Origin of the sequence: Rhodococcus sp. O3 (assembly GCF_048897285.1) — a bacterium.
GTDB lineage: Bacteria > Actinomycetota > Actinomycetes > Mycobacteriales > Mycobacteriaceae > Rhodococcus.
The window spans coordinates 1-11,529 of record NZ_JBMBTE010000027.1; the positions used below are offsets into that span (position 1 = coordinate 1).

Consider the following 11,529-nt stretch of genomic DNA (forward strand, 5'->3'; position numbering starts at 1 on the left):
CGCGTCGCGTCCGGTCCGGTGCACGGCGCCCGCGTCGTCGGCACCTCCACCCCCTGACCCTCTCGATCCCCGAAAACCGGAAGGCACTGCTCCGCGTGGCGAATCTGATCAATCTCGAACAGGTCTCGAAGTCCTTCGGCATCAAGCCGTTGCTGGACTCGGTGTCCCTCGGCGTGGAGGAAGGCGAGCGCATCGGTGTCGTCGGCCTCAACGGCGGCGGCAAGACGACGATGCTCGAGGTGCTGGCCGGGCTCGAGGAACCGGACTCCGGCCGCGTCAGCCGCGTCGGCGGCCTGCGGATGGCCGTCGTCACCCAGCGTGGGGTGCTGCCGGCCGGCTCCACCGTCGGCGACGTGGTGCTCGGGCCGCTCGGCGTCGCCGAACACGAATGGGCGGGCGATGCCCGCATCCGCTCGGTGCTCGCGGGCATCGGCATCGACAATCTCGGCCTCGACGCGGTCGTCGACGGGCTGTCCGGCGGTGAACGCCGCCGGGTCGCGCTCGCCGCCGCGCTCGTGCAGGAGCTCGACCTGCTGGTGCTCGACGAGCCCACCAACCACCTCGATGTCGAGGGGGTGCAGTGGCTGGCCGAGCATCTGTTGTCGCGGCGCAGCGCCCTCGTCGTGGTCACCCACGACCGCTGGTTCCTCGACACCGTCGCGACCCGCACGTGGGAGGTCGTGGGTGGCAAGGTCGAAAGCTACGACGGCGGCTACAACGACTGGATCTTCGCGCGGGCCGAACGGGCCCGCCAGGCCGACGCCATGGAGGAGCGGCGCCGCAATCTTGCCCGCAAGGAACTGGCGTGGCTGCGGCGCGGTGCCCCGGCGCGCACGTCCAAGCCGAAGTATCGGATCGAGGCCGCGGAGGCGCTCATCGCGAACGTGCCGCCGCCGCGCGACTCGGTGGCGCTGGCATCCTTCGCCAAGCGCCGGCTCGGGCGGATCGTGGTCGAGCTCGAGGACGCGACCCTGACCACGCCCGACGGGCGGGAGCTGGTGCGTGACCTGACGTGGCGTCTCGGGCCGGGGGAGCGGATCGGTCTGGTCGGGGTCAACGGCTCCGGCAAGACGACACTGCTGCGCACCCTCGCCGGGGAACTCGAACCGGCGTCGGGTCGCCGGGTGCAGGGCCAGACCGTCGAGATCGGTTGGCTGCGGCAGGAACTCGACGATCTGCCCACCGACATGCGGGTGCTCGAGGCGGTCAAGGACGTGGCCGAGCGAATCACCCTGGGCGACAAGGAGATCTCCGCCGGCCAGCTCGCGGAACGACTCGGCTTCACGCCCGCCAAGCAGCGCACCCCCGTCGGCGATCTGTCCGGTGGTGAGCGTCGGCGCCTGCAGCTGACCCGGGTACTCATGGCGGAGCCGAACGTGCTGCTGCTCGACGAGCCCACCAACGACCTCGACATCGACACCCTGCAGCAGCTCGAGGACCTGCTCGACGGCTGGGCCGGGACGCTGGTCGTCATCAGCCACGACCGGTACCTGATCGAACGCATCTGTGATTCGACGTGGGCGCTGTTCGGCGACGGCAAGCTCACCAACCTGCCCGGCGGTATCGACGAATACCTGCGCCGCCGTGCGGAACTCGGAACCGGCGCCGCGCCGTCCGTCGCGTCGACGGTCAAGCAGTCCGGCACGGCGGACGCGGCGGCGGCTCCCAAGCGCGACGGCGCCGCCGAGCGCGCGGCCCGCAAGGAACTCGCCCGGCTGGAGCGGGCGGTCGCGAAGTTCGCCGAACGCGAGGAGAAGCTGCACCACCAGCTCGCCGAGGCGGCAACCGATCCCGATCGGCTCCAGAAGCTCGACGCCGAACTGCGCCAGGTGGTCGCGGAGAAGGAAGCCGCCGAGGAGCAGTGGATGGAGCTCGCCGAAGAACTGGGCTGACGCCCCGGTGTGCCTTTGTGGCGCCCCGGGCCGCCACAAGGGCACACCGGCGGCGAAGCCGCCCTCTTGACCTCGAGTCGACTCGAGGTCGCACGATGAGTCCTGTCAGCAGACAACACTCATCAGGAGGATCGATGTCCACAGTCGAAACATCCAGTTCCTCAACTGTTCTGCACCGTTCGTGGACGACCGGACGGCCCGTCGTCGTGGTCGCAGCGGTCGCGGGAGCGCTCGTTCTCAACCTCGTCCTGTGGCTGATCGGCCTGGCCACGGGTGGTTCGTTCGAGCACACGGACGCCGGCGCGACCGTCAGTGCCGCACCCGGCGGCGTCGTACTCATGACCGTGGTGCCCCTCGGTATCGGACTCACGGTCGCGGTCCTGCTCGGCCTGTGGTGGCGAGGATTCCTGCGGATCGCCCAGGTGGTGGGGGCGTTGCTTCCGCTCGCCACGATCACGGGCACGCTCTCGGCGGACTTCGACGCGGCCAGCACCGTGACGCTGACCCTCATGCACGTGGTGATCGCCGCCGTCGCCGTCCTCGCGCTGGAAAAGGTCCGCTGAAAACCTGCGCTTGAAACACCGAGTGCGTCCTTCGAGCCCCCCATCGGCCCGAAGGACGCACCGGCGCCCGAGACTGGCTACAGCCCCAGAAGCTTGCTGATGATCTCGTTCATGATCTCGTTGGTGCCGCCGCCGATGCCGAGGACGCGGGCGTCGCGGAAGTGGCGCTCGACCTCGCTCTCACGCATGAGGCCGATACCACCGGCGAGCTGGACGGCCTCCATCACGGCGTGGTCGCACGCCTTGACGGCGTTGTTCTTCGCCATCGAGGTCTCGAGCAGCATGCCTTCGCCGTTGACCCACCGCTCGGCGACGGACCGGCAGAAGGTCTTCGCCGCGGTGATCTCCGTGGCGAGCTCGGCGAGGCGGTGCCGCACCACCTGGCGCTTGGACAGCGGACGGCCCATCGTCTCGCGGGACTTGACCCACTCGACGGTCAGGTCGAAGCAGCGCTGTGCGGTCGCGACGGCCTGGAAGGCCAGCGACAGCCGCTCGCCCTGGAACTGCTGCGCGATCTGGGCGAAGGCCGTGTTCTCGGCCCCGATGAGGTTCGAGACCGGAACCCGCACGTCGTCGTAGAACAGCTCGGCGGTGTCCGAGCACTGCCAGCCCATCTTGTCGAGCTTGCGGGAGACCGTGAAACCCGGTGTGTCCGTGGGGACGACGATCAGCGAGATGCCGCCGGCGCCGGCGTCGCCCGTGCGCACCGCGGTGGTGACGAAGTCGGCGCGCGTGCCCGAGGTGATGTAGAGCTTGGCGCCGTTGATGACGTACTCGTCGCCCTCGCGCCGCGCGGTGGTACGGATGTTCGCGACGTCGGAGCCGCCGCTGGGTTCGGTGATCGCGAGGGAGGCGACCATCCGGCCCTCGAGTGCCGGGCGGGCGAACCGGTCGATGAGGTCCTGGTTACCCGAGGCGATGATGTGGGGCGTGGCGATGCCGTGGCTGAACAGCGCCGAGATCAGGCCCGACGAGCCACCGGCGAGGATGATCTCCTCGAGGATCGCGAGCATGTCGAGCGGGTTGCCGCCCGATCCGCCGTGCTCCTCGGCGACGGAGGCGCCCAGCAGGCCCGCGTCCGCGGCCTTGCGGTGCAGTTCGCGCGGGATCTCACCGGTCCGCTCCCACTCGTCGAGGTGGGGGACGATCTCCTTGCGGGTGAAGTCGGCGGCGAGCTGACGCAGTGCCTTCTGCTCGTCGGTGTCCCAGCGAATCACTTCGGTGGTGGTCATGCTCATTCGCCCTTCCAGACGGGTTCGCGCTTCTGCATGAAGGCCATGACGCCTTCGAGAGTGTCGGCGCTGGTGGTGAGACGTGCGAGGGCCTTGTCGGTGAGCTCCCAGGGCAGGTCCTCGGCGGGGATGTTGCCGTCGATGATGCCGCGGGCGACGGTCTTGCTGGCCTGCACGGCGAGCGGCGCGCCCTTCGCGACGTCGGCGGCGAGGGCCAGCGCGGTGTCGAGAACCTCGGCCTGCGGCACCACGCGGTTGACCAGACCCCAGCGCAGGGCGTCGGCCGCGGACATCGGCTTGCCGGTGAGGACGAGCTCCATCGCGACTGCGCGCGGGATCGCCTGGCCGATGCGGAACACGCCGCCGGCGCCGGCGATGAGCCCGCGATGCACCTCGGGCAGGCCGAATTCGGCGCTGTCCGCGGCGACGACGAGATCGCTCGCGAGCGCGAGTTCGGTGCCGCCACCGAGCGCGGTGCCGTTCACCGCGGCGATCACCGGCTTGCGGATGTGGTGCTTGACCACACCGGCGAAGCCCCAGTGCGCGGTCTCGGGAGGGGTGACGCCGTCGGGTCCGGCGGTGCCGAGGGCCTTGAGGTCGGCGCCGCCGCAGAACACGCCGTCGCCTGCACCGGTGAGCACGACCGCCCGGACGCTGTTGTCTTCGTCGGCGCGCTCCCACGCCTCGCCGAGTCCCTGGTGCACCTCCGCGTTGATGCTGTTGGCGGCGCGGGGACGGTTGATGGTGACGAGCAGGGTGTGGTCCCGCTGCTCGACGAGAACGACCGGTTCGGTCACGATGCGGACTCCTCGGAGGGTTGATCGACGAGAGTGATGGTGAGCGCGCCGCCGGCGTCGGCGACGTGGAGGGTCTGGCCGATGATGCCGGGGCCGGCCGCGAGGATCGCGGCGCCCGCGGCATCGGTGTGTCCGGCGACGCGGCGGCCGTCGGGGGTGAGGCCGACGAGGAAGCCGGTGGCCGGATTGCCGTCACGTCCGTATTCGGCTGTGGCGGTGACGACTTCGACGTCACCCTCGTAGTCGAGGGAGGCTTCGGGTCCGGTTGCCGGCAGCAGCACCGGTTCCGGATCGCCGATGTAGCCGTCGGTGTGCGGCGCCGCGGCGAGGATGACGGTGTGCTGGTACGTCAGGTATCCGCCGTTGCCGTGCACGAGGGCGAGCTCGCCGTCGGCGCGCAGCCGTCGCGCGACCGCGACGATCGAGTGCAGCGTGTAGCTGTTGAGCGGTCCGCCGAAGAACGAGTGCCCGCCGGTGACGCTGGGCACGGTCTCGCGCGGCAGCCCGAGATGCTCGACGAGCAGCTTCGGTACCACCGGGAAGCAGCTGTAGGCGTCGACGATGTCGAGGTCGCGGGCCTTGATGTCGGCGCGGGACAGGGTGCGGGCCAGGGCGTCGGCGAGCGCGGTCGAGCGGCCGAACTCGGCGCGGGCGAGCACGTCGGCGGGTTCGGTGGCGCCGGCGCCGCCCCACACGTACACGATCTTGTCCTCGTCGATGCCGAGGTCGCGGGCGACGGCTAGGGACGTGACCACGGCCGCGGCGGCCTGGTCGACGAACGGCATCGCGTTCATCAGCAGCGGGTACGGATCGGTCACCATTCGGTTGCGGGGACCGGGGGTGGCGATGTCCTCGGCGGTGCGCAGGTCCGGGTTCCACGCGGCCGGGTTGGTGGCGGCGATCTCGGAGAACGCCGCGTACAGCTGCGCGGACCAGGCGACGGATTCGTCGTGCCCGTGCCCGGCCTCGAAGCTGAGCCGGTTCTCGAACAGCGGGTAGACCCGGGTCGGGGCGATCATCGCGGCACGCTGCATGGCGAGGCTGCCCAGGTCGTCCGGGTCGAACGCGGGCGGACCGCCGGGCGCGGTTGTCCAGCCGAGTGCGGCGGGGTCGGTGCCGGACTTGGCGGCACCGGTGACCGACGCCTGCGCCTCACCGCCGACGAGCAGCGCGATCGAGCTCGTGCCTGCGGCGATGTCGTGGGCGATCCGGTCGAGCAGCGCCGCGGGCCAGTGCCCGCCGATCGGCGTCGTGGAGGTGCGGTCGGGGTTTGCGCCGAGACGGTCGGCCAGCAGGCCCGGCAGGTCGTCGTACGCCCAGCTCGCGGTCTTGACGGCGCGGATCGTGTCGACCCGGGCGGCGAGGGCGGCGGAGTCGGCGACGCCGGTGTCGGCGAGGGCCGCGGTGGTGGCCTCGTGGATCAGGTCGAGCGGTTCGCGGGGGTCGGCGGGGGAGCCGGCACGACCGGATCGGAGGTCGCCGACACCGATCACGACCGGTACACGGGTGGGGTCTGCCATCACTGTCCTTAGGGAAGACGCGGTGTTGAACTGACCGAAGAGTAATACGGACTGATCCAGTCTGTAAATAATTCCGAGGTCTGGCACACTGCCGGTGTGACCGAAGCATCACCCCGACGCCGTGGCCGGCCGCGTGACGCCGACCTCGAGGACCGCGTGTTCGACGCCGTGCTCGAGGTCTACTCGGAGACGAGCTGGCGCGGCTTCACCCTCGACGCCGTGGGCCGCCGGGCCCGCGTCGGCCGCGCCGCCCTGTACCGGCGATGGGATTCCAAGGACGATCTGCTCGTGCAGGCCCTCGAGGCCCGCAGTCCGCTGCCGGACCCGATCGACACCGGCAGCCTGCGCGCGGACCTGGTCGAGCTCGCGGGCCAGCTGCTCCGCGGCTACCGCACCACCTCCGGGCTGGTGAGCCTGCGTGTCGCACTCGACGCCCGCGCTCATCCGGAGCTGCTGGCCCGGCTCACCGACACGCTCAACCGCAGCCGGGTGCTCGCGGCTCGCACCATCGTGCACCGCGCGGTCGCGCGCGGCGAACTGCGTGCGGACGCGTCCGTGACCCTGCTGCTCGAGATGGTCACCGGGGCGGTGCTCAGCCACGTCCTGTTCGCCCTCGGCAGCCCGGCCACCGCCGCCGAGGACGAGGCGTACGCGGAGACCATCGTCGACGCGACCATCCGGGCGCTGGCCCCGCCGCAGCCGGACCATTAGCACGGCGACACGGACCGGACACGGCGCACGGGCGACCACGTCGGCGACGTAACCGAACTGCAATCGAATTGACCGGCGAGCCTCCGAAACCGATACCCCCCGACGGGAATCCGGGATAGCCTGGCTGTCAGGTACCAAAAGGTTGTACGGGCTCGGGAGGTCGACGATGGATCGGGAGGCCGTCAGTGCGATCGAGCGGGTCAAGTACCGCTATGCTCGCGCGCTCGACACCAAGGAATGGGCCGAGTTCGCGGACACACTGACTCCGGAGGCCACCGCCGTCTACGGCGAGCATCTCAGTTTCGAATCCCGGGACGCCTTCGTGGGTTTTCTCGCGAACACGCTCGGCGCCCACATCGTCACCGAGCACCACTGCAGTCACCCCGAGATCGACGTCGCCCCCGACGGGAAGAGCGCCACCGGCGTGTGGCTGCTCGCGGACACCGTCGTCGTGCCCGAGGACGGGATGCTGCTGCGCGGTTCCGCGTACTACCACGACCGCTACGCGCTGTGCGACGACGGGAAATGGCGCATCTCGCACACCTCCTACGAACGGAACTGGGAGACAGTCGTTTCCCTCGACGACCTGCCGAGTTTCCGGCTCACCTCCAACCGCTGGGATCTGCTGGAGGTTCCGCGCGCATCATGACGTTCGACGGGATCGACTTCCCGAGACCGGGAGCGCTGCCGTATCTCACGGTCTCCGAGGCTCGTACGGCAATCGACTGGTACACAAAGGTTTTCGATGCGCAGCTCGCGGGTGATCCGGTCGTGATGGACGACGGCCGGATCGGTCATGCGGAACTGATCTTCCCGACCGGCATGGTGTACGTCGCCGAGGAGTTCCCGGAGATGGGGCTGACCGCCGCCGAGGCGGGTTCGACGTCGGTGAGCCTGATGCTGCCGGTCGACGACACCGATGCCGTCCTGGCCCGTGCCCGCGACGCCGGCGGCACCGTCGAACGCTGGATCACCGAAAGCCACGGCAACCGCAACGCGACGCTGCTCGACCCGTTCGGGCATCGCTGGCTGCTCATCGGTCCGGTCACGGGCAACCCCACCGGCGACACCCCGTAGTGCGCGAACACCGTGTGTCCGGCCGGTGACGGCCTCGCCCGGTAGGCTCCCGCCCGTGACAGAGTCGTCCTTCATTCGTGCCCGCGTCGCCAACGGCGTCGGCGAGGTGGTGCTCGATCGGCCCGCGGCGCTCAACGCCCTGGACAGTTCGATGATCCGTGACCTGTACGCGCCGCTGTCGCAGTGGCGCGACGACCCGCAGGTCACGGCGGTACTGGTGACCAGCGCCTCCGACCGCGCGTTCTGTGCGGGCGGGGACATCAAATCGGTGCGGGACGCGGCGCTGGCCCGCGACACCGACCGGGTCCGGGCGTACTTCGCCGAGGAGTACCGGCTGGACGAGCTCGTCGCCACCTACCCCAAGCCGTACCTGGCGCTGCTCGACGGCGTCACCATGGGCGGCGGGCTGGGCATCTCCGTCCACGGAGCGGTGCGGGTGGTGTCGGAGAATGCGATGCTCGCGATGCCCGAGACCGCGATCGGATTCATCCCCGACGTCGGCGCGAGCCACTTCCTGCCGCGGCTGCGCGGCACCACGGCACGCTGCGACGCCGTCGGCATGTACCTGGGGTTGAGCGGCGCCCGCGTCACTGCCGGCGACGCCCTCGCGGTCGGGCTGGCCACGCACTTCGTGCCCAGCGACCGCATCGGTGCGCTCGCCGACCGCATCCGCGCGGGCGAATGGCGGGACGCTCTCGACGAGTTCGCCGAGCCGGCCCCCGAGTCGGCGCTCGCCGACCGGTTCACCGACATCGAGCAGGTCTTCGGCGACGGCACCGTCGCCGACATGGTCACGCGACTCGACGACGACACGCTCGGCGACCCCGCCTGGGCCACGCAGACCCGCGACGCGCTGCGGGAGCTGTCGCCGACGAGCCTGTACGCGACCGCCGAACTGCTGCGCCGCGGCGCCGAGAGCACCCTGAGCGAATGCTTCGCGCGGGAGCTCGACGTCGCCGTCCGGATCTGCGGCGAACCGGACTTCGCGGAGGGGGTGCGGGCCGTGCTCGTCGACAAGGACCGCAACCCGTCGTGGTCGCCGAAGACCATCGAAGACATCGACCCCGCGAGGATCGCCGCGCTCTTCGAGGACTAGGGCATGTCTCCCGGTGCATCCGAGAAGAAGGATCGGGAGACACGCCCCCGCACCGGGTGACGGCTTCCGTCACCCGGAGGGCGGGAGTTCGTTCAGCGCGTGGGGCGCTGCGGTGCCTGCAGGTCCACGACGATCGGCTGCCCGCCGAGGGTCGCATGGATCTCCGGCTTCTCGAGACCACCGGCGAGCAGGTACTCGCCGAGCAGGCTCAGCAGTTCGTCGTTGTCGACGGTCGGGTCCGAGGCGTGACTGCGGTGGCTCCGGGTGGCCAGCTCGCCGTGCGCGAGCCGCGCGGCGATCCGCACCGACGCCTGCCCCATCGAGTTGCGCCGTGCCGGGCCGACCGCCGGCCCGGTCGTCGGCAGGCTGCCGAGTTCGGTCGTGGTGGCCGGCGTTGCGCCGATACCGTTGGTGCTCGTGCCGTTCGTGCTGGTGCTGCTCACCGGGGATGTCCCTTCCGTAGTGGTGCCGGCGCCCACCCCGCCGGCCGGGTTGCGATCGGATGCGTGACTGACCTCGGCGCGCGGGCCGGGGCTGCTCGTCATCGGGGTGCTGCTCGGGAGCGGCGTGCTGGGCAGCGGATAGATGAAGGTCCCCGAGCGCTTCGGCGAATCGCTCCGCTTGGCGGAACCGGTGCGGGCGCGCGGCGGTCTCCCGCCCGGCCCGACGGCCGAGGTGTCGTCGTTCATCCACAGCTCCTGAAAATCCCCCGAGCCAGCGTCAGCTCGACGGCAGGAAAATACCAGTAATCGGAGTCACATGCACTGCCGCTGCAACAACCTCAGTCGGTGGTGGCGACCAGCGGTTCCAGCGTGAGATCCGGAAGCTCCTTCTGGATGTACTGCAGTCGCCACTTGTCGCTGACCAACGCGAGCAGTACCCCGTCGGACCGGGTGAACACCTCGACGCCGCGCTGCCGGTTCAGTTCGTCCCGCGAGGCGGCGTCGGTGCGCCGGGCCAGCGCGTAGCCGAGCGGTTCGATCCGCGGTTCGACGTTGTACTCGGCCTTCATCCGCGCCGAGACGACCTCGAACTGCATGGGGCCGACGGCCGCCATCACCGGCGAGGCGTCGCCGCGCACCTCGTTGCGCAGGATCTGCACGACGCCTTCGGAGTCGAGCTGGTCGACGGCCTTGCGGAACTGCTTGTACTTCGACGCGGCGTCGACCCGCAGGACCGCGAAGTGCTCCGGCGCGAACGACGGGATCGGCGGGAACTCGACCTTCCGGTCCACGAACAGGGTGTGCCCGGGCGCCAAGGCGGTCGCGTTGACCAGACCCACCACGTCGCCCGGATAGGCGGCCTCGACCGTGGACCGTTCCCGGCCGAACACCGTCAACGCGTACTTGGTGGTGAACGGCTTGCCGGTCTGGGCGTGGGTGACGACCATGCCGCGCTCGAACACCCCGGACACCACGCGCATGAACGCGAGGCGGTCGCGGTGCGCGGTGTCCATGCCGGCCTGCACCTTGAACACGACCGCGCTGAACGGGTCGTCGACGTTGCGCGGCTGGTCGTCGATGTCGAGGCGGGCGCGCGGCGGCGGCGCGAGGGCGACGAGGGTGTCGAGGATCTGCCGCACGCCGAAGTTCAGCATCGCCGACGCGAAGATCACCGGCGACGTCTGACCGGCGAGGAACAGTTCCTGGTCGTGGTCCTGGCCGCTCGCCGACAGCAGTTCCGATTCCTCCGCGGCCTCGGCCCACGCGTCGCCTTCGCGCTCCAGCGCGGCGTCGGAGTCCAGGTGCTCCTCGGGGGCGATCTTCGCGCCGCCCGCGGTGCGGGTGAACTTGATGTACTCCTCGGCCGCGCCGTCCTCACCGCGCCGCAGCAGGCCGCGGAAGTCGCCGGCGATGCCGACGGGCCAGAACAGCGGGGTCGGGGTCAGGCCGATCCGTTCGTCGATCTCGTCGAGCAGTTCGAGCGGTGCGCGACCGGGACGGTCCCACTTGTTGATCACGGTGATCACCGGGATACCGCGGTGGCGGCACACCTGGAACAGCTTCAGCGTCTGCGGCTCGAGGCCCTTCGCAGCGTCGATGAGCATGACCGCGGCGTCGACGGCGGTGAGCACGCGGTAGGTGTCCTCGGAGAAATCCGAGTGGCCGGGGGTGTCGACGAGGTTGATGACGTTGCCCGGGTCGTCCTCGTCGGCGGTGGACTCGCTCGAGCGGTAGTTGAACTGCAGTGCGGTGGAGCTGACGGAGATGCCGCGGGCCTTCTCCATCTCCATCCAGTCCGAGACGGTCGACTTGCGGCCGGCCTTGCCGTGCACGGCGCCGGCTTCGGAGATCACCTTCGCGTGCAGCGCCAACGCCTCGGTGAGCGTGGACTTACCGGCGTCCGGGTGGGAGATGACGGCGAACGTGCGGCGCCGAGCGGCCTCCGCGCGCACTTCCTTGGACAGGGCGGCTGTGCCGGAGTCGCTGATGGCGGTGCCGGTATCGCCGGTGGCCGAGGCGGGCGGGGTACTCAACGCGGAACTGACCTCTCGAAACGGGGGTGGGGTGCGGGTATCGCAGGCAACTTCTCCATGTTACTCGGCGATTCGATGTCGATTTTCGTGAGATTCGGTCACGTTTGCCGGGACACCGTTCCTCATCGGTCCCGGCGCGGGGACCCTGGACCACAGAGCCACCGG

At 70.2% G+C, this 11,529-nt stretch carries 11 protein-coding genes; 6 read left to right on the forward strand and 5 right to left on the reverse strand.

Annotated elements, in window-relative coordinates; all coding sequences use genetic code 11:
* Window positions 1–95: 95 nt before the first annotated feature.
* On the forward strand, window positions 96–1,892 hold the full coding sequence (locus tag ACN675_RS10455) for an ABC-F family ATP-binding cassette domain-containing protein (RefSeq protein ID WP_420750845.1): 1,797 nt from the start codon (window positions 96–98) through the stop codon (window positions 1,890–1,892).
* A gap of 134 nt (window positions 1,893–2,026) precedes the next feature.
* The gene (locus ACN675_RS10460) at window positions 2,027–2,455 is read left to right on the forward strand and encodes a DUF6069 family protein (RefSeq protein WP_420750799.1); all 429 of its coding nucleotides are present in this window, start codon (window positions 2,027–2,029) and stop codon (window positions 2,453–2,455) included.
* Between the two features lie 77 nt (window positions 2,456–2,532).
* Here ACN675_RS10460 and ACN675_RS10465 read toward each other — a convergent pair whose 3' ends face one another.
* From ACN675_RS10465 to ACN675_RS10475, 3 genes are read right to left on the reverse strand one after another with little or no spacing between them, the layout of a single operon-like run.
* Window positions 2,533–3,687, reverse strand: coding sequence for an acyl-CoA dehydrogenase family protein (locus ACN675_RS10465; RefSeq protein ID WP_420750800.1), 1,155 nt, complete (start codon window positions 3,685–3,687; stop codon window positions 2,533–2,535).
* 2 nt (window positions 3,688–3,689) lie between these two features.
* Window positions 3,690–4,484 (reverse strand): enoyl-CoA hydratase-related protein, encoded by a 795-nt coding sequence (locus tag ACN675_RS10470; protein ID WP_420750801.1) that lies wholly within the window; start codon window positions 4,482–4,484, stop codon window positions 3,690–3,692.
* Window positions 4,481–6,004, reverse strand: a complete 1,524-nt coding sequence (locus ACN675_RS10475; protein ID WP_420750802.1) for an acetyl-CoA acetyltransferase — start codon at window positions 6,002–6,004, stop codon at window positions 4,481–4,483. Before ACN675_RS10475 ends, ACN675_RS10470 begins: the two co-directional genes overlap by 4 nt.
* Window positions 6,005–6,100: 96 nt before the next feature.
* On the opposite strand from ACN675_RS10475, the gene ACN675_RS10480 reads away from it, so the two are divergent.
* The 4 genes from ACN675_RS10480 to ACN675_RS10495 all read left to right on the forward strand — a co-directional run bounded on the left by ACN675_RS10480 (window position 6,101) and on the right by ACN675_RS10495 (window position 8,888).
* Window positions 6,101–6,715 (forward strand): TetR/AcrR family transcriptional regulator, encoded by a 615-nt coding sequence (locus ACN675_RS10480; protein ID WP_420750803.1) that lies wholly within the window; start codon window positions 6,101–6,103, stop codon window positions 6,713–6,715.
* Between the two features lie 166 nt (window positions 6,716–6,881).
* On the forward strand, window positions 6,882–7,364 hold the full coding sequence (locus ACN675_RS10485) for a nuclear transport factor 2 family protein (RefSeq protein WP_420750804.1): 483 nt from the start codon (window positions 6,882–6,884) through the stop codon (window positions 7,362–7,364).
* Window positions 7,361–7,792 carry a VOC family protein gene (locus ACN675_RS10490; RefSeq protein ID WP_420750805.1) on the forward strand — a complete coding sequence of 144 codons (432 nt, stop codon included), beginning with the start codon at window positions 7,361–7,363 and terminating at the stop codon, window positions 7,790–7,792. Before ACN675_RS10485 ends, ACN675_RS10490 begins: the two co-directional genes overlap by 4 nt.
* 55 nt (window positions 7,793–7,847) lie before the next feature.
* The gene (locus ACN675_RS10495) at window positions 7,848–8,888 is read left to right on the forward strand and encodes an enoyl-CoA hydratase/isomerase family protein (protein ID WP_420750806.1); all 1,041 of its coding nucleotides are present in this window, start codon (window positions 7,848–7,850) and stop codon (window positions 8,886–8,888) included.
* A 92-nt stretch (window positions 8,889–8,980) separates the two neighbouring features.
* Here ACN675_RS10495 and ACN675_RS10500 read toward each other — a convergent pair whose 3' ends face one another.
* Both ACN675_RS10500 and ACN675_RS10505 read right to left on the reverse strand, forming a co-directional pair.
* Window positions 8,981–9,577, reverse strand: coding sequence for a hypothetical protein (locus tag ACN675_RS10500; protein WP_420750807.1), 597 nt, complete (start codon window positions 9,575–9,577; stop codon window positions 8,981–8,983).
* Window positions 9,578–9,669: 92 nt separating this feature from the next.
* On the reverse strand, window positions 9,670–11,319 hold the full coding sequence (locus ACN675_RS10505; protein ID WP_420750846.1) for a peptide chain release factor 3: 1,650 nt from the start codon (window positions 11,317–11,319) through the stop codon (window positions 9,670–9,672).
* Window positions 11,320–11,529 lie beyond the last annotated feature (210 nt).